Genomic DNA, 22,527 nt, shown 5'->3' with positions numbered 1-22,527 from the left:
TCGCGAGTCCCGGAGTTCAATCCCGCCGCGTCAGCACGAGCGGCTCGCCGTCGGTGATGGCGACCGTGTGCTCGGAGTGCGCGCCGCGCGACCCGTCGACGCTGCGCAGCGTCCAGCCGTCGGGGTCGGTGAAGATGCGGTCGGTCGTCTGGAGGAACCACGGCTCGATCGCGACGACGAGCCCGGGCTTCAGCGGCAGGCCGCGGCCGTGGCGGCCGTTGTTCGGGATGTGCGGGTCGCCGTGCATCGTGCGGCCCACGCCGTGCCCGCCGAAGTCGGTGTTGATCGAGTAGCCCTCGGCCTTCGCGACGTCGGCGATCGCGCGCGAGATGTCGCCGATGCGGTTGCCGGGGCGGGCCGCGGCGATGCCGGCGGCGAGCGCGCGCTCGGTCGTCTCGATGAGCCGCAGGTCCTCCTCGCGCGGCGTGCCGACGACGATCGAGACGGCCGAGTCGGCGACCCAGCCGTTCACCGACGCGGCGAAGTCGAGGCTCAGCAGGTCGCCGTCCTCGAGCGCGTAGTCGTGCGGGAGGCCGTGCAGCACGGCGTCGTTCACCGACGTGCAGATGACCTTGCCGAACGGGCTGGCGCCGAACGACGGGTGGTAGTCGATGTAGCAGCTCTCGGCGCCGGCGGTGCGGATCATCTCGTGCGCGAGCGCATCGAGCTCGAGCAGGTTCACGCCGACGGCCGCCGCCTTCGACGTGGCCTCCAGCACGCTCGCCACGAACCGACCGGCGGGTCGCATCTCCTCGATCTCGGCAGGGGTCCTCAGTTCGATCACGCTCATCCTCTCCGCCCACCATTCTGTCGGCTCCGCCCTGAGTGAACACCCCGCCCGCGCGCAGGGGGCCTCGCTACCCTTGATCCATGCTGATCCGACGCGGGTTCTACCGGTGGCAGTTCGCCGCCGCGATCGTGCTGCCCGTGTGGCTGCTCATCGGCTACGCGATGTTCGGCGACAGCGGCTGGGGCGTCATCGGCCTCATGTTCGCGACGCCCATCGCCTTCATCACGCTCGGCGTCGTCGCGCTCATCGTCGCGGCCCGGCCCGATGTGCGCCGCGACAGGGCCGTCGACTGGGCGGATGTCGCGGTGCTCGGCGTCTGGCACCTGCTGATCATCGCCGCGGGGTTCTACGGCGACACCGGCATCACCTTCGCGATCCTCGCGATGGTCGGGGCGATCGGCGCCTTCTGGTACGCGGTGTGGCGCCTGCTCAGGGACGGCGCCCGGCGGGTGCGCGCCACGATCGCCGAATACGAGCGGCTGGCCGCCACTGGCGCGCCGGGCGCGGGTGCCTCGGGCGATGGCGGGACGGATCGCGCCGCCGACGGCGGCGAGGTCATCGTGATCCGCGAGGAGCGGCGCTGGGAGGAGCGGCGCGACTAGCCCGCGCGTCGGAGACCGCGGCGCGTCGAGTCATCCGTCACCCTCTTTTGGCCGCGTGGCCTGCGATCTGGCAGAATGGAGGATCGTGCCGCCGCATGGCTCTGCCTCCGGGGAGCTCGCACGGCGTGAGTGATCGCGCGAAGCGGCACCAGAACTTTCCCATCAATGATCCGCGTTCGACCGGTGGCGGGCGCAGAGAGCGAACCATCATGCACATCCTCGACCACGTCGACGCCGCGAGCCTCCGCTCCGACATCCCGGACTTCCGCCCCGGCGACACCGTCAAGGTGCACGTCAACATCATCGAAGGCAGCCGCTCGCGCATCCAGGTCTTCCAGGGCGTCGTCATCGGCCGCCAGGGCGAGGGCGTGCGCGAGACCTTCACCGTCCGCAAGATCAGCTTCCAGGTCGGTGTCGAGCGCAAGTTCCCGGTGCACTCGCCCGTGATCGACCGCATCGAGGTCGTCACCCGCGGTGACGTGCGCCGCGCGAAGCTGTACTACCTGCGCGAGCTTCGCGGCAAGAAGGCGAAGATCAAGGAGAAGCGCGACAGCTGATCGCCGCGCCCCACAGGCGTCATCCGCTCGAGCTCCCCACCCCTAGACTGGGTCGGGGAGCTCGAGCCGTTTCATGACTGAAGACACACGCATCACGCGCGACGAACGCGCCGAATCCGGGGCGCCGTCATCGCGCCGCCGGAGCACACTGCTGTTCCTGCGCGACCTCGTCGTGATCTTCCTGGTCGCGGTGCTGGTCTCGTTCCTGATCAAGACGTTCCTCATCAGGTCGTTCTTCATCCCGTCGCAGTCGATGGAGATGACGCTCGTCCAGGACGACCGGATCATCGTCAACCAGCTCACGCCCGAGCTGATGCCCATCGAGCACGGCGACATCGTCGTCTTCAAGGACCCGGGCGGATGGCTGCCGGCCCGCGCCGAGGAGACGCCGCCGCCGCTCGTCGCCGCGATCGACTGGTTCCTCGCGTTCGTGGGCCTCTCGGCGCCCGACTCCAACGACCACCTCGTCAAGCGTGTGATCGGCCTGCCCGGCGATCACGTGGTGTGCTGCAACGCGCTCGGGCAGATGAGCGTCAACGGCGTGCCGCTCGACGAGCCCTACGTCGCACTGCCGCCCGGCGAGACCAAGGTGTCGGCCGACGACTTCGACGTGACCGTCCCCGACGACTCGCTGTGGGTCATGGGCGACAACCGCTACAACTCCAAGGACTCCCGCTACAACACCGAGACCCCGTTGAAGGGCTTCGTGCCGATCGAGAACGTCGTCGGCCGCGCGGTCGTGGTGAGCTGGCCGATCTCGCACTGGACCTGGCTCGACAACTACCCCGAGGTGTTCGCCGGCGTCGACGAGGGGACCGGGTGAGGTGAGCCCCGCCGGCGTGCCGACACTGAGGATCGAGCGCGAACTGCTGGCCGGGGGAGCGCCCGTCGTCCTCGCCTGCGACGAGGTCGGGCGGGGAGCACTGGCCGGCCCGGTGACCGTGGGCATCGTCGTGATCGACGCGACCGTCAAGCGGATGCCCGCGGGTCTGCGCGACTCCAAGCTGCTGCCCGAGCCCAAGCGCGAGCTGCTCGCGCCGCGCGCCGCGTCGTGGGTGCTCGCCTCGGCCGTGGGCGAGGCGTCCGCCGACGAGATCGACCGCCTCGGCATCATGGCCTGCCTCGGGCTCGCGGGCGCGCGCGCGTTCGCGGCGCTCGGGGTCGACCGCGGCCTCGTCGCCGGCGCGCCGCTGCTGCTCGACGGCAACTACGACTGGCTGAGCCAGTCCATCGAGCACCGCGCCCAGGTCGTGACGCGCATCAAGGCCGACCGCGACTGCGCGTCGGTGTCGGCGGCGTCCGTCATCGCCAAGGTGCATCGCGACCGCGGCATGCGACGCGCCCATGACGAGACCCCGCTCTACCACTGGCACGAGAACAAGGGCTACTCGAGCCCGGCCCATTTCGCCGCGATCGCGGAGCACGGCCCGAGCGGGCTGCACCGGCACACGTGGCTGCACGAGCGGCCCGCCGAGGCGGCACCGTCGCTGTTCGACCTCGAAGTAGGATGATCAGCGATGGATGAGGACGAGTTCGACGACTACGACCGCGAGGTGGAGCTCGCGCTCTACCGCGAATACCGCGACATCGTGGCGCAGTTCAAGTACGTGGTCGAGACCGAGCGACGGTTCTACCTCGCGAACGAGGTCGAGCTGGTGCGCCGCGACACCGAGCACGACTTCTACTTCGAGCTCTCGATGAAGGACGTCTGGGTCTGGGACGTCTACCGCGCCGACCGGTTCGTCAAGGCCGTGCGCGTGCTGACGTTCAAGGACGTCAACGTCGAGGAGCTGGCCACGCGCGAGTTCGAGCTCCCGAAGGACCTCGCGCTCGAGGAGTAACGGTCCGCGCGGACTCGTCCCCAACAGCAAGTCGTGACGGCGACGTTCCCACGGGAGTGCGCCGGGCCGGGTGAGCTGGTCGACGGCGCCACGATGCTGGGGCCATGGCCCACAACACCGAACTCGGCCGACGCGGCGAACAGCTGGCGGCCGACCACCTCGAGGCGCGCGGCATGCGCGTCATCGACCGCAACTGGCGCTGCCGCCACGGCGAGCTCGACCTGGTCGCGCGCGACGGCGACGAGACCGTCTTCGTCGAGGTGAAGACCCGCGCCGGCGAGGGCTATGGCCACCCGTTCGAGGCGATCACGGCACGCAAGCTCGCGCGGCTCCGGCGCCTCGCGCTCGAGTGGTGCGGCGAGCGGGGTGCGCCATCCGGACGCATCCGGATCGACGCGGTCGCGGTGTTCGCGCCCGCCGCGGCGCCCGCGATCGTCGAGCACCTCGAGGGGATCGCCTGATGCCCGTCGCCCGCACGCGTTCCATCGCCCTCGTCGGGCTTGCAGGGTCCGTGGTCGAGGTCGAGGCCGACCTCTCCTCGCAACTGCCGGCGTTCGTCATCATCGGCCTGCCCGATGCCGCGCTGGGCGAGGCCCGTGAGCGGGTGCGCGCCGCCGCGACGAACGCCGGCTGCGCCCTGCCCGCTCGTCGGCTGACGGTCAACCTCTCGCCCGCCGCGCTCCCGAAGCACGGCTCGGGCTTCGACCTCGCGATCGCGATGGCGTGCCTCGCGGCCGCGCGCACGATCGACCCGGCGTCCGTCGAGCGCTTCGTCCACCTGGGCGAGCTCGGACTCGACGGACGACTGCGGCCCACGCACGGCATCCTGCCGGCGGTCCTCGCCGCCGCGCGGGCCGGGCTCGGGCGGGTCATGGTGCCCCTTGCGAACGCGGCCGAGGCGCGACTCGTGCCCGGCATCGAGGTGGTCGGCGTCTCCTCCCTGCTCGATGCGGCCATCCGGCATGGCGGGCGCTTCGATGACGCCGCCACCGCCGTGATCGATCCCGTCCCCGATGACGCCGATCCCGACCCGGCATCCGACGGGCCGCCCGCACCGACGGGCGACCTCGCCGACGTCGTCGGGAATCCGCAGGCGATCGACGCACTGCTGACGGCCGCTGCGGGCGGCCACCACCTGCTCCTCGCCGGACCGCCCGGCGCGGGCAAGACCATGCTGGCGTCGCGACTGCCCGGAATCCTTCCCGATCTCACACCCCAGGCTGCGCTCGAGGTGGCGTCGCTGCGATCGCTCGCGGGCCGGCGCGTGGGGGAGACGCTCGTGGTGCGGCCGCCCTTCGAGGCGCCGCACCACACGGCGTCCGCAGCGGCGATGGTCGGGGGCGGCAGCCGGGTGATCCGACCCGGCGCCGCGGCGCGCGCCTCGCACGGCGTGCTGTTCCTCGACGAGGCGCCCGAGTTCGCGTCGGCGGTGCTCGACGCCCTCCGGCAACCGCTCGAATCGGGCGAGATCAGCATCCACCGGGCGAACGCCGTCGCCACCTACCCCGCGCGGTTCCAGCTCGTCCTCGCCGCGAATCCCTGCCCGTGCGGCGGGGGCGACTCGCCCAACGAGGGCTGCGCGTGCCCGGCCGCCGCGAAACGACGCTACTTCGCTCGGATCTCGGGGCCGTTGCTCGACCGCGTCGACCTGCAACTCTGGGTGAACCGCATCACGCCGGCGAAGCTGCGCATGCCCGCGGAGGAGGGGCGGATGACCTCGGAGCAGGCGAGGGCGCTCGTCGAGCGGGCTCGGGGCGCGGCCGCCGAGCGGCTCGCGGGAACGCCCTGGCGCACCAATGCCGAGATCCCCGGCCCGTGGTTGCGCGGCGAGGGTGGCCTGCACCCGGGCGGACGCGCGACGCGGGCGCTCGACCACGCGCTCGAGCGCGGTGCGGTGACCATGCGCGGGTACGACCGCGTGCTCAAGGCGGCCTGGACCATCGCGGATCTCGAGGGCGCCGCGCGCCCGACCGCGCAGCACGTCGGTCGCGCCCTCGGGATGCGGCAGGGGATGGCGGCATGAACCGGCTGGACTCGACCGTCGCCGACGTCGCGACCGAGCTCGCGGCGCTGCGCCGGACCTCGGATGACCCGGTCGCCGATCGCGCCGCCGTCGCGGCGGCCATCCTTGGGTTCGTCTCCGAACCCGGCGATGGCGCACTCGGGCGCCTCGTCGCCGCGCTCGGTGCGGAGTGGACGACGACGGCGCTCATCGAGCATCGTCCCGGCGAGGAGTGGCGGGCGGCCGCCGAGGCGGCTGGCGCGGCCATCGGCGCGCGCGAACTCTCCGCCGGACTCGACCGATGGCGTCCGCGGGTCGACCACGCGGCGTTCCGCCGCGCGCTCGGCCAGGCCGCGCGCGTCGGCGCACGACTGGTGCTGCCCGGCGACGCCGCGTGGCCCGCCGGGCTGCGCGGGCTCGACGTGCACGCGCCGTTCGCGCTCTGGGTGCGGGGGCGCGTCGAGGCGCTCGCGGAATCGCCGTCGATCGCCCTCGTCGGCGCGCGTGCCGCCACGCACTACGGCGAGCACGTCGCGATCGAGGCGGCCGCGGGGCTCGTCGACCGGGGGTTCGCCGTCGTCTCGGGCGGTGCGTACGGCATCGACGGCACCGCGCATCGCTCGACCCTCGCGAACGGCGGCACCACGGTGGCCTTCCTCGCCGGCGGCGTCGACCGGTTCTACCCGGCCGGGCACGAGGCCCTCCTCACGCGCATCGCCGAGACCGGCGCCGTTGTGTCCGAGCTCGCGTGCGGAGCGGCACCGACGCGATGGCGCTTCCTGCAGCGGAACCGCCTGATCGCCGCGGCCGCCGACGCCACCGTGGTGCTCGAGGCGGGGGTGCGCTCGGGATCCCTCAACACGGCCGGGCACGCGGCCGCGCTCGGCCGGCCGCTCGGCGCGGTGCCGGGCCCGGTGACCAGCCCTGCGTCGGCCGGATGCCATCGCCTGTTGCGCGAGTTCGACGCGGTCTGCGTGACGGACGCCGCGCAGATGGCCGAGCTCGTGCACGTCGCCGAGGCGGCCGTCGGCGATTCCGACACGCCCGTGCGGGGCGATCGGCCGACGCCGTCCGGGCCTGCCAGCCACGAGCCAGTCGACGACGAGCGGGCCGTCCTGCGCGCGCTCGGAGTCCGGCGCGCCCGGACCGTCGAGGAGCTCGCGGAGCGGGCGCGGGTCACGCCCGGCGCGGTGATGGGCGCGCTCGGCGCGCTCGACGCGGCCGGGCTCGCGCGACGCGCCGGTCAGGGGTGGGTTCGGCGGCGTTCGGCGTGACGGCGTGACCCGACGGCGGACCTGGTCCTAGGCTGGCCGCGGAGGCAGACATGGACCATCCTCGGCTCGGCCGGTACCCGGCGGCACGGCACGTGATCGCGCACTTCAGCGACACCCACTTCCTCGCCGGCGGTGCGCCGCTCGGCGGCCTCGCGGACACCGTCGCGCACGTCGAGCGGGCGGTGACCCAGGTGCGCCGCCTGGCCGGGTCGCTCGCGGCCATCCTCGTGACCGGCGACGTGACCGACCTCGGCGAACCCGACGCGTACCGGCGCATCAAGGACGCGCTCGAACCCCTCGCCGAGGAGACCGGCGCGCGGCTCGTGTGGGTCATGGGCAACCACGACGAGCGGCGGCCGTTCGCCGAGATCCTCCTCGGCGAGGAGTCCGACGGGGAGCCCGTGAACCGCGTCGTCGACCTCGCCGGACTCCGCATCGTCACGCTCGACACGAGCGTGCCCGGCTACCACCACGGGCGGCTCGAGCGGACCACGCTCGAGTGGCTCGACGACGTGCTCTCCGAGCCCGCTCCGGACGGCACCGTGCTCGCGATGCACCACGCGCCGATCGCGACGCCCCTCGCGCTGATGGACGTGCTGGAGCTGCGCGGACAGGACGAGCTGGCCGAGGTCATCCGCGGGCGCGACGTGCGCGCCATCCTCGGCGGGCACCTGCACTACCCGACGCAGGGTGCGTTCGCCGGCATCCCCGTGTCGGTGGCCGGTTCGCTCGCCTACACCATGGACCTCTCCGCTCCGCCGCGGGAACTCGTCGGCATCGACGGCGGTCACTCCGTCTCGCTCGTCCACCTGTTCCAGGAGGACGTCGTGACCTCCGTGGTCCCGGTCGGGTCGTTCCACGAGATCACGAGCTTCGGCGAGCAGTTCCTCCGCGAACTCGAGGGCCTCGACGAGGCGGGGCGCCTGGAGATGTTCTCCCGGAAGCGGCAGGTCCCGGCGGGTGACTGACGCGGACGTCCCCGTCGACGCGCTCGTGGACCGCTACCTCGACCACGTCCGCATCGAACGCGGGTACTCCGCGCACACCGTCGCCGCGTACGCCTCCGACCTCGCCGATCTCCTCCGGTTCGCCGAGTCTCGCGGTGCCGCTGCGCTCGACCGGCTCGACCTCGACCTGCTGCGCGACTGGCTCTGGGTCTCCACCGAACAGGGGCTCGCGCGCGCGACGATCGCGCGCCGGGCCGCCTCCGCGCGCGGGTTCGGCGCCTGGCTCGAGCGCACCGGGCTCGTGCCGCTCGACCCGGCCGTGCGGCTGCGCGCGCCGCGCGCCAACCGCACGTTGCCCCGCGTGGTCTCCGCGCCGGCGATCGACGAGCTCCTCGCCGGCTTGCAGGCGAGGGCCGCCGACGGCGCGCCGGCCGCCGTGCGGGACCTCGCGATCGTCGAGCTGCTCTACGCGTGCGGCCTGCGCGTCTCCGAACTCGTCGGCCTCGACGTGGACGACATCGACCGGGGCAACCGTACGGTCCGCGTCACCGGCAAGGGCGGGAAGGAGCGCGTGGTGCCCTACGGCGCACCCGCCGCGATCGCCCTCGATCGCTACCTCGACGGCGCTCGCGCGCGGATGTTCGCCGACGCCCGAGCCGATGCGGCCGCGGCGCCGCTGTCGTCCGACGCGACCAGTGCCGCGTTCGTCGGCGTCCGCGGTGGCCGCCTCGGCGTCCGCAGCGTCCATCGCCTCGTCGCCGGCCTGCTCCGCGACCTGCCCGGCTCCGGCCCTGCCGGGCCGCACGCCCTCCGCCACAGCGCGGCGACGCACCTGCTCGACGGCGGCGCCGACCTGCGCGCGGTGCAGGAGTACCTGGGTCATGCGAGCCTCGGGACGACCCAGATCTACACGCACGTCTCCGCCGAGCGGCTCAAGCAGACCTACCGCACGGCGCACCCGCGGGCCTGAGCGCGGCGAACGGAGCGGGCCGGGATCGGGGGTGCCGCCGCATCACCCCCCGAGCGGCAGCAGCACCGCGCGCGGCACGCCGCCGAGGAACAGCAGCGGCGACACGTACTCGCCGTGGACCCGGACCCCGACGTGCACGCAGGCCCCGTCGCAGTGTCCGCCGACGCCGACGACGCCGACGACCTCGCCCTCGCGCACCGCATCATCGGCCGCGACGGAGGCGGCCACCGGCTCGATCGAGCTCACGATGCCGTTGCCGTGCGCGATGGAGAGCACCGGACGCCCGGCGACCGGCCCGGCGAACGACACGACGCCGTCGGCCGGCGCGCGGACCATGCCGCCCGGAGCCGCGGCGAGGTCGATCCCGCGATGGCCGGCCGAGTACGGCGTCGCCGGCGCGCGGAACGGCGCGAGGAGGCGCACCGGCGGCCCGACCGGCCAGGCCCATGCCGGGTCCACGTCGATCGGCGACGGCGAGGGGCTGATCTCAGCCGGGTCGCGCGCTGCGGATGGCTCCGCCGCAGTGAACGTGAGATGGATCGCGAGCACGGCCGCGAGGACGAGCGTGTGACGGGCGGGACGACGAGGTGCTCGGGGCATGCGTGGATCATGCGCGCCGCGGCATCCGTCGCGAGGGACCCCGCGGGATCGGTGCCGGCGGTGCGTCCGCACGCTCCTGTGGAGGACCGGAGTGCGGGCCCCGCGCGTGATAGCATGTGCGAAGCGCCCCGCCTGTCGGGGCGACTACGCGTGCCCATTCGGCCACCGACTCCACTCAGTCCCGCTCCGCGCTCCCGAAGCGCGAGCCGGCGGAGCCGTGCCGGGCACCAGGGCTTCCGGCCGCCGGCCGGGGCGACAACTGAGAACAGAAGGAGAACGGCCATGGCCGTCGTCACCATCCGCCAGCTGCTCGACAGCGGCGTCCACTTCGGGCACCAGACACGCCGTTGGAACCCCAAGATGAAGCGCTTCATCTTCACCGAGCGTTCCGGCATCTACATCATCGACCTCCAGCAGTCGCTGGCCTACATCGACAAGGCCTACGACTTCGTCAAGGAGACGGTCGCCCACGGCGGCACCATCCTCTTCGTCGGCACCAAGAAGCAGGCGCAGGAGTCGATCGCCGAGCAGGCCACCCGCGTCGGCCAGCCCTACGTCAACCAGCGCTGGCTCGGCGGCCTCCTCACCAACTTCACCACGGTCTCCAAGCGCCTCGCGCGCATGAAGGAGCTCGAGGAGCTCGACTTCGAGGGCACCACGAGCGGCTTCACCAAGAAGGAGCTCCTCCTCAAGAAGCGCGAGCTCGACAAGCTGCACAAGTCGCTCGGCGGCATCCGCAACCTCTCGAAGACGCCGTCGGCGCTCTGGGTCGTGGACACCAAGAAGGAGCACCTCGCGATCGACGAGGCCAAGAAGCTCGGCATCCCCGTCATCGGAATCCTCGACACCAACTGCGACCCCGACGAGGTCCAGTACCCGATCCCCGGCAACGACGACGCGATCCGCTCGGTGAGCCTGCTCACGCGCATCATCGCCGACGCCGCCGCCGAGGGCCTGATCCAGCGCCACCAGAAGCCCGAGGAGGGCGAGGAGGCGGAGCCGCTCGCCGAGTGGGAGCAGGAGCTGCTGCAGGCCGGCGCCGCGGAGACCCCCGCGCAGTCGTCGGCCGAGACGGCGAAGGTCGCCGGCACCGAGACCGAGGCGAAGGCCGAGGCCGCGGAGGTCGTCGACGAGGCGGCCGCCGAGGTCGCCGCGACGGAGTCCGAGGCCGACGCCGCGGGCGCTGCCGCCGCCGAGTCCAAGTAAGACCACGAGTCCAGGAGACTGCCTGATATGGCCAACTTCACCCTCGAAGACGTCAAGACCCTGCGCGAGCGCCTCGGCACCGGCATGGTCGACACCAAGAACGCGCTCGTCGAAGCCGACGGCGACCTCGAGAAGGCCGTCGAGATCCTCCGCCTGAAGGGCGCGAAGGGCAACGCCAAGCGTGCCGACCGCTCGACCGCCGAGGGCCTCGTCGCCGCCGTCGACAACGGCGACGGCACCGCCACCCTCATCGAGCTGGCCTGCGAGACCGACTTCGTCGCCAAGGGCGACAAGTTCGTCGGGCTCGCCGACCGCGTGCTCGCGGCCGTCGCCGCGTCTCGCGCCGAGACCGTCGAGGCCGCCCTGGCCGCGCCGGCCGAGGGCAAGACCGTCGCCGACGTCATCTCCGAGGACGCCGCGATCCTCGGCGAGAAGGTCGAGCTGCGTCGCGTCCGCCTCGTCACGGGCGAGAGCTTCTCGATCTACCTGCACAAGACCTCGAAGGACCTGCCCCCGCAGGTCGGCGTGGTGCTCGGGTACACCGGTTCCGACGCCGACACGGCGCGCTCGATTGCCCAGCACATCTCGTTCGCCGCGCCGGAGTACCTCACGCGTGAGGACGTCCCGGCCGAGGCGGTCGAGAAGGAGCGCACGATCGTCGAGCAGATCACCCGCGAGGAGGGCAAGCCCGAGGCCGCCCTCCCGAAGATCGTCGAGGGTCGCCTCGGTGCGTTCTTCAAGCAGGTCGCGCTGCTCGAGCAGGACTACGCCAAGGACAACAAGCTGAATGTCGGCAAGGTCGTCTCCGACGCCGGCCTCACGGTCACCGACTTCGCCCGCTTCAAGGTCGGCGCGTAAGTTGCGACAGGGGAGTCCGGATCGCCTCGGCGATCCGGACTCCTTTGCTGTGTCCGGACGCCGGTGGAACGGCGACCGGACGATCCGGGCCGGGTCGGCCCGGTCGGGACCCGGCGCTGCGCCGGGGACCGGCGACGCACTAGTTTTGACTCCCAGAGGGGAAGGATCGGTTCGGCGATGACGGAACACAAGCGCAGGGTCATGCTCAAGCTCTCGGGCGAGGCGTTCGGCGGCGGCGCGCTCGGGGTCAACCCCGACGTGGTCAGCGCGATGGCCCGCGAGATCGCGGATGCGGCACGCACCGTCGAGGTCGCGATCGTGGTCGGCGGGGGCAACTTCTTCCGCGGCGCGGAGCTCTCCGAGCGCGGCATGGATCGCGGCCGCGCGGACTACATGGGCATGCTCGGCACGGTCATGAACTCGCTCGCCCTCCAGGACTTCCTCGAGCAGGCGGGCGCCGAGACGCGCGTCCAGTCGGCGATCTCGATGACCCAGGTGGCCGAGCCGTACATCCCGCGCCGCGCCGAGCGGCACCTCGAGAAGGGCCGGGTCGTCATCTTCGGCGCCGGCGCGGGCCTGCCGTACTTCTCGACCGACACGGTCGCCGCGCAGCGCGCGCTCGAGATCGGCGCCGACGTCGTGCTCGTCGCCAAGAACGGCGTCGACGGCGTCTACACGGATGACCCGCGCACCAATCCCGACGCGCGCAAGCTCGACCGCATCAGCTACCAGGAGGCCCTGCAGCGGGGCCTGAAGGTGGTCGACTCGACCGCGTTCAGCCTCTGCATGGACAACGGCATGCCGATGCTCGTGTTCGGCATGGAGCCCAGCGGCAACGTCACCAAGGCCATCCTGGGCGAGGAACTCGGCACCGTCGTGAGCAACGGCGAACCGGCCCTCGCTCGATAGACTGGCCCGAGCCCGAGAGAAGGAGTCCCCGTGATCGCGGATGTACTGTCCGAAGCAAGTGCACGCATGCAGAAGGCCGTCGAGGTCGCGAAGGACGACTTCGCGTCCGTCCGGACCGGGCGCGCGAACCCGCAGCTCTTCCAGAAGATCATGGTGAGCTACTACGGCACGCCCACGCCGCTCTCGCAGCTCGCCTCGCTGCAGAACCCCGAGGCCCGCACCCTCGTGGTGACGCCCTACGACAAGAGCGCGCTCAAGGACATCGAGCAGGCGATCCGCGACACCCCGAACCTCGGCGCGAACCCCACCAACGACGGCAACATCGTGCGGGTGACCCTCCCCGAACTCACCGAGGAGCGTCGCAAGGAGTTCGTGAAGATCGTGCGGTCGAAGGCGGAGGACGCTCGCGTGTCCGTCCGGAACATCCGACGCAAGGCCAAGGACGACCTCGATGCGCTGAAGGGCGAGGTCGGCGACGACGAGGTGGCTCGCGGCGAGAAGGAGCTCGAGCACGTCACGAAGACGCACGTCGACCAGATCGACGAGGCGCTCAAGCGCAAGGAAGCCGAACTCCTCGAGGTCTAGGGCCCATCATGACAGGCGTCCCCGACGGGGAGGATCCGGGCGCCGGCGACGAGCGGCATCCGGCGCGATCCGAGTTCCGTGAGTCGATGCACCAGGCGCGCATCGACCTCGAGCGTCAGCTCGAGACGTCCCGCGCGCAGTTCGACCAGGCGCAGGAGCGCATCAACGCGCGCACTGGACGGAACCTGCTGCTCGCGATCGTCATCGGCGTCGTGTTCGGCGGATCGCTGCTGCTCAGCCTCCTGGTGGTCAAGGAGCTGTTCATGGTGTTCGCGGTGGTCGTCGCCGCGTTCGCCAGCTCAGAGCTCGCGGCGGCCCTCCGGCACGGCGGGTACCTCGTGCCCCGCATCCCCACGGTCGTCGCCGCGGTCGCCGCCGTACCGGCCGCGTACTACGGCGGCGGGGCCGGCCAACTGGTCGCGGTGCTCGGCGGCATGGTGCTCGTCGTGACCTGGCGCCTGGTCGAGCAGGCGATCCCGCGCATCCGCGCCGGCAGCTCGATGGGGCTCGCCCGCGACCTCGGCGCCGGCCTGTTCGTGCAGGGCTACGTGACCTTCCTCGCGACCTTCGCCGTCGTGCTCACCGCGGCGGACGGCGGGCAGTGGTGGACGCTCGCCTTCATCATCACGGCGGTCGCCACCGACACGGGTGCCTACGCGTTCGGCCTCGCGTTCGGCAAGCACCCCATGGCGCCCGTCATCAGCCCGAAGAAGACGTGGGAGGGATTCGGTGGCGCGGCGCTCGCGAGCCTCGTCGCCGGCGTCATCCTCGCGCTCTTCATGCTCGGGCAGCCGTGGTGGTTCGGCCTGGTGTTCGGCGCGATCATCCTGCTGACGGCCACGCTCGGCGATCTCGCCGAGTCGTTGATCAAGCGCGATCTCGGCATCAAGGACATGAGCTCGTGGCTGCCCGGCCACGGGGGATTCCTCGACCGGCTCGACTCGATCCTTCCCTCGGCGGCCGTGGCGTACGCGGCGTTCCGGTTGTTCGGGTGATCGTGCGCGATACTGGTGCGGTGGATGCCACGTTCCCCCGTGCCCGCAGGAACCAGCTGGGCTACAAGACGACCGAGGTCGAGGAGTTCCTGCAGCGCGCACGCCGCGCGTACGATGGCGCCGCCCGACCCGACGACCCCGAACTCGACGCCGAGCGCATCCGCCTCACGGCCTTCTCGATGCAGAAGGGCGGCTACTCGACGACGCACGTCGACGCCGCGATGGAGCGCCTGGAGGATGCGTTCGCGTACCGCGAGCGCCAGATCGCCTCGCGGCTGCACGGCGACGACGCCTGGCTGGCCGAGGCGCGCACGACGGCGCAGGTCGTCGCCAACCGCCTCGCCCGTCCCGAGGGCGAGCGCTTCGACCGCGTGAGCGTCCTCGCGCTCGGCTACGACGTGCACGAGGTCGATCGCTTCGCCGACCGGCTCCTCCGGTACTTCCGCGACGGCTGGCCCATCGCGATCGACGACGTTCGCGGGGTCGTGTTCACCGCCCAGCGCGGCGGCTACCGCGAGTCCCAGGTCGATCTCGTCCTGGACGCCGTCGTCGACGTCATGCTCGCCGTGCGCTGACCCCCGCGGCGGTTCGCTCGCCGGCCCGTCCCTCCGATATGCTCATGCCATCGTGGGCAGGCATTCGGGTGAGTACGGCGAGACGCCGATGGATGTCGCACGCGACCCGTGGTCCGTGCCCGCGCCGCCCGCTCCTGCGTGGTCCGCACCGGCGCCGCGCGTTCCGGCGTCAGCGGCTTCCGCGTGGTCCGGTCCCGCGTCATCGGCTTCCGCGCCATCCGCTTCCGCGTCATCCGCTCCGGCATCCTCCGCGGGCGTGTCATCCGCTCCCGTTCGACCCGCCGGCATGCGCCGCGACGACCCCGCGCCCCGGCCGCGCCCGCATGGCACGACCGCCGCGGTCGCGCCCGGCCGCGGCGCCCGCACCGCGGGACGGGTCAAGCAGGCCGCGACGGTCGTGTGCGCGTTCGCCGCGTCGGTGAGCTTCCTGCTCGTCAACATCGTCGACCCGTACTCCGGGGCGACCGCCTCCGCCACCTGGACCCCGGCCGATCGGTTCGGCGGCCAGTCGGTCCAGGAGTTCGCGGTCGACGGCGAGGTCGCCGCGGCATCCGTCGCCTCAGAGGGGTACCTCGTCGAGGAGAAGCCCGAGCCCGAGCCCGAGCCCGCCGAGTCCGCCGCGTGGGCGCCGCCGGCCGTCGTGCCCGACCCCGGTTCCGCCCAGGCGTACGCGGCCGGTGCGGTCGCGGCGCGGGGGTGGCCGAGCACCGAGTTCGACTGCCTCGTCGCATTGTGGAACAAGGAGTCCGGCTGGCGCGTGAACGCCTACAACGCCTCGAGCGGCGCGTACGGGATCCCGCAGGCGCTGCCCGGATCCAAGATGGCCACGGCCGGGGCCGACTGGGAGACGAATGCGGCCACCCAGATCGAATGGGGCCTCGGCTACATCCAGGGCCGCTACGGCACGCCCTGCGGCGCGTGGGGGCATTCCCAGAGCGTCGGCTGGTACTGAGTCGCGGCCGCGCCTGGCCGCGCGAGTGCCGCCCGTAGACTGGGGGCATGGCCCGCTCGCACCGTTCCCGTGGTCGCGCGGCCAAGTCGCGAGCGCCGCATCCAGAACTCGACGTCGCGAGCCTCACGGCCGGCTGGCGCCGTACCGAGGTGCGCGGCGGCCGCGAATGGAACGTGCAGCCGGTGAGCGAGCGGCAGGCCGTGAAGGCCTACCTCTGCCCGGGCTGCGGGCTCGAGATCGAGCCGGGAATCGCGCACCTGGTCGCCTGGCGCGCCGACGGCGTGCTGGGCGACGCCGCCGACCTCGCCTCGAGGCGGCACTGGCACATCCACTGCTGGAGGATCGGACCGACGTGACGGATGAGACGATGACCGAGATCAGGGCGGGCGTCGAGCTTCCCGCGCACCGCGAGCAGATCGAGCTGCGCACCGGCGACGGCCTGCGCCTGGTCGGCGAGCTCGCCACCCCGGTCGACCGCGCCCCGGTCGCGACGCTCGTGACGCTGCATCCGCTCCCCACCGCCGGCGGCTTCATGGACTCACACATCATCCGCAAGGCCGCCGCGCGCCTTCCCGCGCTCGCGGGGCTCGCCGTGCTCCGCTTCAACACGCGCGGCACGACGTCCGCGCGCGGGACGAGCGAGGGCACGTTCGGCGAGGGCGTGGCCGAGCGTGCGGATGTCGCGGCGGCGATGGGGTTCGTGCACGAGCGCGGCCTGCCCGCGCCGTGGCTCGTCGGCTGGTCGTTCGGCACCGAGCTGGCGCTGAAGTACGGCCTGGACCACGGCATCGCGGGGGCGATCCTGCTCTCGCCTCCGCTGCACCGGACGAGCGACGAGGAGCTCGCGAGATGGCGTGCCGCGCCCGTTCCGCTGGTGGCCCTGATCCCCGAGCACGACGACTACCTGAAGCCCGCCGAGGCCGCGCAGCGCTTCGCGGGCCTGCCGCACCTGACGCGGATCGACGTGGAAGGCGGCAAACACCTCTGGGTGGGCGAATCGCAGACGCGTCGGGTGCTCGAGGAGATCGTGCGCGCGGTCAATCCCGCGGCGCTTCCGCTGCCGACGCAGTGGCCCGCCGGGTCGGTCTCGACGCCCGGCGCGTAGCGCGTCAGCGTTCGTTCTGCCGCGGGATGACGACCTGCTTGATGATGAGCAGGACGGCGGCCGCGATCGGGATGGCGACCAGTGCGCCGAGGATCCCGAGCAGCGCGCCGCCCGCGAGCGCCGCGACGACCACGACCGCGCCGGGCACCTTCACCGCGCGGCTCATGATGCGCGGCGAGAGCACGTACGCCTCGACCTGCATGTACACCAGGTAGTAGATCGCGGCGACGAGGCCCGTGAGCGGCGACCCGATCCCCGGGATGAGGCAGATCAGCACGATGATGATCGAGCCCGTCAGCGTGCCCACGAGCGGCACGAGCGAGAAGAGGAACGCGATGAAGGCGAGCACCGCCGGGAACGGCGCTCGGATGATGGACAGGAACGCGAAGCTCAGGAAGCCGTTGACGGCCGCCAGGGAGACCTGGCCGATCACGTAGCGGCCCACCGACTGCGTGATCTGCTCGGTCAGGTCGGCGAAGCGGGCCCGCCGCGATGCCGGCACGAGCTGGTAGGTCGCCCGCTTCATCGTGTCGAGCGACGCGGTGAAGTACACCGTCAGCACGGCCACGACGATGACGGCGAAGACGCCTCCGCCGATCGCGATGGCGACGGCCCACACCCCGCCCAGCAGCTCGCTCAGCTTGTCGGGGTTGGTGAAGAACTCGGTGAGCGCGGCGCCGGCCTGCTCGCTGATCTCGTCGATCTTCAGCAGCGGGAACTGCTGCTGGAGCCACTCGATCCAGTCGACCCGGTTCAGCTGCGCGACGATGCCCGGGATCTGGGCGATCAGCTCCGCGATCTGGTCGACGATGATCGGGATGACCGCGAGCAGGAGCGCGGCGACCACCACCGCCACGCCGAGGATGACGACCAGGATCGCCGCCCAACGGGGAAGCCCCCGGCGCTCGAGCCCGCTCACGGCGGGCTCGAGGCCGAGGGCCAGGAACAGTGCTGCTCCGATGTAGGTGAGGATCGTCGACAGGTTCGCGACGGCGGAGAGGATCAGGAGTCCGACGCCGACGCCGAGCGTGCCGACCAGGGCAAGCCGGAACGCGTTCTGGATCCTCACCGACGCGCCCCGACCTGTCCTGTCCCGTTACTTCCGGTTCGCGACCTGCTCGGCCTGCGTGAGCACGCCGCGCAGGCTCTCGAAGTAGCCGGCGACCGCGTCGCGCTCGATCTTGATCTGCGCGAGCCGGTCCTCGGCGTCGGCCACGAGCGCACGCGTCCGCTCCTCGGCGTCGGCGATGAGCTTCCGCGCCTGCGCGTGGGCGGCGGCGACGCGCTCGCGCGCCTCCTCGTCGGCCTTCTCGCGGGACGCGGCGGCCTCGGTGCGGACCTCGCTCTCGAGGCGCTCGGCCTCGGCGCGGCTCTGGTTGGTGCGCGCGATGGCCTCCTCGAGCTCGGCGTTGGCGTCGGCGAGGAACTTCTTGGTCTGCTCGGCGGCCTGCTGCTGGGCGGCGAGGAGCTCCTGCTCGGCCTCGTCGCGCTTGGTGGCCAGCTCGGCGTCGAGGTCCATGCGGGCACGCTCGATCTCGCGACGCATCCGGTTGACCTCGTGCGTCGTCTTCTTCTTCATCGACGTGAGCTGGTTGTCCAGGTCGATACGCGCCTGCTCGGCCTCGGCCTCGAAGTCGGCGCGAGCCTGCTCCTGCTCGAGCGCGAGGTCGGCGCGCATCTGGTCGAGCTCGGCGGCGTGCTTCGCGCGGATGCGCTCGAGCTCGTTCTGCAGCTTGAGCCGCGAGGTCTCGGACTCGCGCTTGAGGTCGACCACGGTCTGCTCGCGCTGCTCCTCCAGCTTCGCGCGCTCGGCCGCGAGCTCGCGCTCGAGGTCGGTGCGGGCCTGCTCGAGCTCGTGCTCGAGCACCGCGCGGCGCTCGGCGATCTCAGCCTCGATCGCGGCGTGCGCCTCGGCCGTCTCGCGCTCGAGGTCGAGGCGGGCCTGCTCGGTCTCGCGGGCCAGGTCGATGCGCGCCTGCTCGGTCTCGCGCGCGAGCTCGGCGCGCTTCTGGTCGAGCTCGATCGCGACCTCGGCGCGCGTCTGCTCGGTCTCCTCCTGGAGGCCGGCGGCCGCGGCCCGGGCCTCGTTGGCCTCGGTGTTCGCGGCGACGAGCATCTCGGCGGCCTTGCGCTCGGCCTCGGCGACGAGCGCGGCGGCTTCGCGCTTGGCGGTCGAGCGCGCCTCGGCCGCCTCGGTGGAGGCGGTGCCGCGGATGGCGGCGGCGTCGCGGTTGGCATCCTCGCGGAACTGCTCGCTCGCCTCCTGCGCGCGCGCGACCATGTCGTCGGCCTCGGCGCGGGCGTTCTCGAGCAGGCGGTTGGCCTGCGCACGCGCCTCCGACAGGGTGCGCTCGGCCAGCTCGTGCGCGTCGGAGCGCATGAGGTGCGCCTCGTCCTCGGCGGCGCGGCGGAGCTTCTCGGCGTCGATGTCGGCCTGCGCGATGAGGCGCGTGGACTGCTCCTCGGCCACGCGGAGGGTGTTCTCGAGCTTGGTGCCGAGTCCGGAGAAGGTGGGGCTGCCGACCTCCTCGAGTTCCGCGGTGAGCTCCTCGATGCGGGCGAGGAGGCGCTTGTTCTCCTTCTGCGTCTCGCCGGTCGCGTTGTTCGCGGCGATGATCTCGCGACGGAGCGCGTTGATGCTCCGGTCGACCTCGTCCTTGTCGTATCCGCGGAATACCTGCGTGAACTCGGTCTCTTCGACGGCCAATTCTTCCTCCGGGGTCCGTGTCCCGCGATGTGGGGGGTTGTGGGGGCGCGCGGGTCGACTCCGATCATACGGCCGGGCGGGCGCCGGCGCCCGCCTCGTGTCCGTCCTGTGACCGCCGGATGCCGCGGGGTTCGCGACGGTCGTCCGAGGCCGCGCGCATCCAGTGAGCCGTTAGGAGACTCCCAGACACCGTCGGTAGTGTTGGGTGTCTTTGTCGGATGCCGCGCGCGCGGCCTGGAGGTAACTGCGTGAGATTCGTTCTCGCCATTCTGGCGTTCGCCGCCGCGGCCGTGATGATCGGCGTCGGCATCGCCCAGCGGACGGTGTTCCTCGAGCCCGATCGGGTCTCGCTCGGAACGGTCGTCGAGAACCAGGCGGACTACATCGTGCTCCAGCCCGACGCCCTCGCGGCGAACCCGGGCAAGCAGACCATCACCGTGTCCGGGGCGGCGACGGTCTTCTTCGCCTACGGGCGCACCGACGACGTGCTCGCGTGGATCGGCGACGACCCGTACGTCTCCGTCGGCTACGACGCCGAGACCGGCGACCTGGTGAGCGAGACCGTCGTCGCGACTCCGGTCGAGGACGACACGCCCACCGCGCCCGAGACCGATGCCGAGGGTGCCGCCGACGAGGCGGCCGAGCCCGCGGTCTCGCCGGCGGGCAGCGATCTCTGGCTCGACGAGGTGACGGCCGAGCGCACGCTCACGACCACGATCGACGTGCCCGAGGGGATCTCGGTGATCCTCGCGTCGGATGGCACCGAGCCGGCGCCCGGCCGGATCGTGGTCTCCTGGCCGCTGGACAACTCCACCCCGTGGGCGGGTCCGCTGATCGCCGGAGGCGCGCTGGTCTTCCTGATCGGCGTCGGCCTCGTGATCTCCGGGTTCCTCGCGCACCGTCGCTCGCGCGGCCCGCGCCGCAACCTGCCGAAGGGACCCAAGGGCAAGCTCATGCGCGCGCCTCGGCCGTCGCGGGCGCAGCGCAGCGCCGCGGCCGGCGGGCCGCGCCGGTCGAGCGGGCGGGCGCGCCGCGTCGTGCTCGTCCCCGCGCTGCTCGTGCCCGCGCTCGCGCTCTCCGCGTGTTCGGCGGACTACTGGCCCGACCTCTCGTCGGCGCCCGAGACCACCGCACCGGCCACGCCCGCCGCGACGGACGAGCCTGGCGACGGGGGCGACGCCGCGGAGACCCCCGAGATCGTCCCGGCGGTGACGGTGCCCCAGATGGAGCGCATCATGCGCAGCGTCGCGGTCTTCACGACCGAGGTCGACGAGGCTCGGGACAGCAAGCGGCTCCCCGAGCGATTCACCGGTCCGGCCCTCGAGGCCCGCAAGGCCAACTACGCGATCCGCGCCACGCTCGCCGACCACCCCGCGCTCCCGGCGATCCCCGCCGCCCCGCTCACCCTGACCCTGCCCCAGCAGGCCACGGGCTGGCCCCGCACGGTCCTCACGATCGCGAAGAACAGCGACGACGAGACCGTCGCGCCGACCGCCCTCGTGCTTCGCCAGGAGAGTCCGCGCGAGAACTACAAGGTGCTCTACGCGACCGCCCTGGTGCCCGACGCCGATGTGCCCGAGGTCGCGCCGGCCAGCATCGGCGCGCCGCCCATCAACCCCGAGTTCAAGGGATTGGTGATGCCCACCGGGCAGGTGGCGCCGGCCTACGGCGACGTCCTGCTGAAGGGCGACGAGTCCGAGTTCGCGCAGTTCTTCGACCCCGAGGGCGACACCGTGCGAGCACAGCTCGGCGTCGAGGGGCAGAAGGCCATCGCCGACGCACTGCCCGACACCGCCGACGTGGCGTTCTCCAACGCGCCGGGCGACAGCCCGACGGTCGCGCTGGCCACGAACGACTCCGGCGCGCTCGTGACCGTCTCGATCAAGCAGACCGAGAAGGTGACCCCGAACGACGGTGGTACCGTCGGGTTCAAGTCGGGCCAGCCCGCCGCGGCGCTGTCCGGCTTCGACGACAAGAGCGCCAAGGGGGTCCAGCGCGTGATCGGCATCCAGCTGATGTTCTACGTCCCCGCCATCGGCTCCGACGAGAAGATCCGCCTGCTCGGATGGTCGGAGTCCCTCATCGGAGCATCGGAGGTCCAGTGACGAACGCCGTCCCCCCGCAGCAGCCCGCGAACCTCCGCGGGGCCGTCGACCTGTCGGCGCTCGTGCACCGCGACGAGCGCCGAGCCGCGGATGCCGCGCACGGCCCGCGCACCGACGCACCGTCGGGCGTGGTCGTGGCGACCGACGACCAGGGGTTCGGCCAGGTCCTCGAGCTCTCGCGTTCGGTGCCGGTCGTGGTCGTGCTCTGGGCGTCCTGGAGCGAGCAGTCCGCGCAACTCGTCGAGACGCTCGAGCGGCTCGTGACCGCCCGCGAGGGCCGTCTCGTGCTGGCCGCGGCCGATGCCGACCGGAGCCCGCAGCTCGTGCAGGCGCTGCAGGCGCGGGCCATCCCCACGCTCGTCGCGCTCGTGGGCGGGCAGCCCGTCCCGCTGTTCGAGGGCGTGCAGCCCGACGACGTCATCGAGCAGGTCTTCGACCAGCTGCTCGAGATCGCCGAGCGCAACGGCGTCACGGGCCGCGTCCCCGCCGGCGACGAGGCGGTCGAGGCGTCGGAGCCCGCCGAGGAGCCGCTGCCGCCCCTGCACCAGGAGGCGTTCGACGCGATCAACCGGGGCGACTTCGCGGCCGCGGCATCCGCCTACCGCACGGCGATCGCGCAGGACCCCCGCGACGAGCTCGCCATGGCCGGGCTCGCGCAGGCGAACCTGCTCGGACGACTGCAGGGCAAGACGCTCGACGCCATCCGCAACCGGGCGGCCGCCGCCCCGGCCGACCTCGACGCGCAGCTCGACGTGGCCGACCTCGACCTGTCGGGCGGGCACGTCGAGGACGCGTTCGATCGGCTGCTCGAGCTCTTCCCGACGCTCGATCCCGCCGGGAGGAACGTGGTGCGCGAGCGCCTGCTCGAGCTGTTCCAGGTCGTCGGCGCGGAGGATCCTCGGGTCGGGGCGGCACGCCGACGGCTCGCGATGCTCCTGTACTGAGCC

25 protein-coding genes are annotated in these 22,527 nt (G+C 72.3%); 21 read left to right on the top strand and 4 right to left on the bottom strand.

The window, feature by feature from the left end:
- Positions 1-16: 16 nt before the first annotated feature.
- Positions 17-784: a type I methionyl aminopeptidase gene (map, locus tag JOD46_RS12650; RefSeq protein WP_204394894.1), complete on the bottom strand. Its 768-nt coding sequence runs from the start codon at positions 782-784 to the stop codon at positions 17-19.
- 86 nt (positions 785-870) lie between these two features.
- On the opposite strand from map, the gene JOD46_RS12645 reads away from it, so the two are divergent.
- From JOD46_RS12645 to JOD46_RS12600, 10 genes are all read left to right on the top strand, one after another.
- A complete protein-coding gene (locus tag JOD46_RS12645) occupies positions 871-1,392 on the top strand; it encodes a hypothetical protein (RefSeq protein WP_204394893.1) in 522 nt (173 codons plus the stop codon).
- Positions 1,393-1,601: 209 nt separating this feature from the next.
- The gene (rplS, locus tag JOD46_RS12640) at positions 1,602-1,949 is read left to right on the top strand and encodes a 50S ribosomal protein L19 (protein WP_204394892.1); all 348 of its coding nucleotides are present in this window, start codon (positions 1,602-1,604) and stop codon (positions 1,947-1,949) included.
- A 73-nt stretch (positions 1,950-2,022) separates the two neighbouring features.
- The gene (lepB, locus tag JOD46_RS12635; RefSeq protein WP_204394891.1) at positions 2,023-2,772 is read left to right on the top strand and encodes a signal peptidase I; all 750 of its coding nucleotides are present in this window, start codon (positions 2,023-2,025) and stop codon (positions 2,770-2,772) included.
- 16 nt (positions 2,773-2,788) lie between these two features.
- Positions 2,789-3,460, top strand: a complete 672-nt coding sequence (gene rnhB, locus JOD46_RS12630; RefSeq protein ID WP_307835027.1) for a ribonuclease HII — start codon at positions 2,789-2,791, stop codon at positions 3,458-3,460.
- Positions 3,461-3,466: 6 nt separating this feature from the next.
- Complete coding sequence (locus tag JOD46_RS12625) at positions 3,467-3,790, top strand: DUF2469 family protein (protein WP_204394889.1); 324 nt, start codon at positions 3,467-3,469, stop codon at positions 3,788-3,790.
- Between the two features lie 104 nt (positions 3,791-3,894).
- Positions 3,895-4,251: a YraN family protein gene (locus JOD46_RS12620; protein WP_204394888.1), complete on the top strand. Its 357-nt coding sequence runs from the start codon at positions 3,895-3,897 to the stop codon at positions 4,249-4,251.
- A complete protein-coding gene (locus JOD46_RS12615) occupies positions 4,251-5,813 on the top strand; it encodes a YifB family Mg chelatase-like AAA ATPase (protein WP_204394887.1) in 1,563 nt (520 codons plus the stop codon). Before JOD46_RS12620 ends, JOD46_RS12615 begins: the two co-directional genes overlap by 1 nt.
- On the top strand, positions 5,810-7,066 hold the full coding sequence (gene dprA / locus JOD46_RS12610; protein WP_204394886.1) for a DNA-processing protein DprA: 1,257 nt from the start codon (positions 5,810-5,812) through the stop codon (positions 7,064-7,066). Before JOD46_RS12615 ends, dprA begins: the two co-directional genes overlap by 4 nt.
- A gap of 50 nt (positions 7,067-7,116) precedes the next feature.
- The gene (locus JOD46_RS12605; protein WP_204394885.1) at positions 7,117-8,034 is read left to right on the top strand and encodes a phosphodiesterase; all 918 of its coding nucleotides are present in this window, start codon (positions 7,117-7,119) and stop codon (positions 8,032-8,034) included.
- Positions 8,027-8,983 carry a tyrosine-type recombinase/integrase gene (locus tag JOD46_RS12600; RefSeq protein WP_372432574.1) on the top strand — a complete coding sequence of 319 codons (957 nt, stop codon included), beginning with the start codon at positions 8,027-8,029 and terminating at the stop codon, positions 8,981-8,983. The genes JOD46_RS12605 and JOD46_RS12600 overlap by 8 nt, the downstream gene beginning before the upstream one ends.
- A 42-nt stretch (positions 8,984-9,025) precedes the next feature.
- Here the strand turns inward: JOD46_RS12600 and JOD46_RS12595 are convergent, their stop codons facing one another.
- On the bottom strand, positions 9,026-9,583 hold the full coding sequence (locus JOD46_RS12595) for a M23 family metallopeptidase (protein ID WP_204394884.1): 558 nt from the start codon (positions 9,581-9,583) through the stop codon (positions 9,026-9,028).
- A gap of 282 nt (positions 9,584-9,865) precedes the next feature.
- Here JOD46_RS12595 and rpsB point away from each other — a divergent pair, with 282 nt between their 5' ends.
- From rpsB to JOD46_RS12550, 9 genes are all read left to right on the top strand, one after another.
- Positions 9,866-10,789 (top strand): 30S ribosomal protein S2, encoded by a 924-nt coding sequence (gene rpsB / locus JOD46_RS12590; protein WP_204394883.1) that lies wholly within the window; start codon positions 9,866-9,868, stop codon positions 10,787-10,789.
- Positions 10,790-10,816: 27 nt separating this feature from the next.
- Positions 10,817-11,647, top strand: a complete 831-nt coding sequence (gene tsf / locus JOD46_RS12585; protein ID WP_204394882.1) for a translation elongation factor Ts — start codon at positions 10,817-10,819, stop codon at positions 11,645-11,647.
- A 177-nt stretch (positions 11,648-11,824) separates the two neighbouring features.
- Positions 11,825-12,556: a UMP kinase gene (pyrH, locus tag JOD46_RS12580; RefSeq protein ID WP_204394881.1), complete on the top strand. Its 732-nt coding sequence runs from the start codon at positions 11,825-11,827 to the stop codon at positions 12,554-12,556.
- 30 nt (positions 12,557-12,586) lie between these two features.
- Positions 12,587-13,141, top strand: coding sequence for a ribosome recycling factor (gene frr, locus JOD46_RS12575; protein ID WP_204394880.1), 555 nt, complete (start codon positions 12,587-12,589; stop codon positions 13,139-13,141).
- A gap of 8 nt (positions 13,142-13,149) precedes the next feature.
- A complete protein-coding gene (locus JOD46_RS12570) occupies positions 13,150-14,136 on the top strand; it encodes a phosphatidate cytidylyltransferase (protein WP_239562746.1) in 987 nt (328 codons plus the stop codon).
- Positions 14,137-14,156: 20 nt separating this feature from the next.
- Positions 14,157-14,711 (top strand): DivIVA domain-containing protein, encoded by a 555-nt coding sequence (locus tag JOD46_RS12565; protein WP_204394879.1) that lies wholly within the window; start codon positions 14,157-14,159, stop codon positions 14,709-14,711.
- A gap of 256 nt (positions 14,712-14,967) precedes the next feature.
- On the top strand, positions 14,968-15,663 hold the full coding sequence (locus tag JOD46_RS18615) for an aggregation-promoting factor C-terminal-like domain-containing protein (RefSeq protein WP_307835026.1): 696 nt from the start codon (positions 14,968-14,970) through the stop codon (positions 15,661-15,663).
- Between the two features lie 47 nt (positions 15,664-15,710).
- Positions 15,711-16,019 carry an Rv1322 family protein gene (locus JOD46_RS12555; protein ID WP_204394878.1) on the top strand — a complete coding sequence of 103 codons (309 nt, stop codon included), beginning with the start codon at positions 15,711-15,713 and terminating at the stop codon, positions 16,017-16,019.
- An 11-nt stretch (positions 16,020-16,030) separates the two neighbouring features.
- The gene (locus tag JOD46_RS12550; protein ID WP_204394877.1) at positions 16,031-16,768 is read left to right on the top strand and encodes an alpha/beta hydrolase; all 738 of its coding nucleotides are present in this window, start codon (positions 16,031-16,033) and stop codon (positions 16,766-16,768) included.
- A gap of 4 nt (positions 16,769-16,772) precedes the next feature.
- Here the strand turns inward: JOD46_RS12550 and JOD46_RS12545 are convergent, their stop codons facing one another.
- Positions 16,773-17,837 carry an AI-2E family transporter gene (locus tag JOD46_RS12545; protein ID WP_204394876.1) on the bottom strand — a complete coding sequence of 355 codons (1,065 nt, stop codon included), beginning with the start codon at positions 17,835-17,837 and terminating at the stop codon, positions 16,773-16,775.
- Positions 17,838-17,864: 27 nt separating this feature from the next.
- Complete coding sequence (locus JOD46_RS12540; protein WP_204394875.1) at positions 17,865-19,475, bottom strand: DivIVA domain-containing protein; 1,611 nt, start codon at positions 19,473-19,475, stop codon at positions 17,865-17,867.
- Between the two features lie 248 nt (positions 19,476-19,723).
- Here JOD46_RS12540 and JOD46_RS12535 point away from each other — a divergent pair, with 248 nt between their 5' ends.
- Positions 19,724-21,580, top strand: a complete 1,857-nt coding sequence (locus JOD46_RS12535; RefSeq protein ID WP_204394874.1) for a DUF8094 domain-containing protein — start codon at positions 19,724-19,726, stop codon at positions 21,578-21,580.
- On the top strand, positions 21,577-22,524 hold the full coding sequence (locus tag JOD46_RS12530; RefSeq protein ID WP_307835025.1) for a tetratricopeptide repeat protein: 948 nt from the start codon (positions 21,577-21,579) through the stop codon (positions 22,522-22,524). Before JOD46_RS12535 ends, JOD46_RS12530 begins: the two co-directional genes overlap by 4 nt.
- Positions 22,525-22,527 lie beyond the last annotated feature (3 nt).

The organism is Agromyces aurantiacus, assembly GCF_016907355.1.
Classification (GTDB): Bacteria; Actinomycetota; Actinomycetes; order Actinomycetales; family Microbacteriaceae; genus Agromyces; species Agromyces aurantiacus.
The sequence above is the reverse complement of the archived record's forward strand: the minus strand, read 5'-3'. Positions and strand labels throughout refer to the sequence as shown.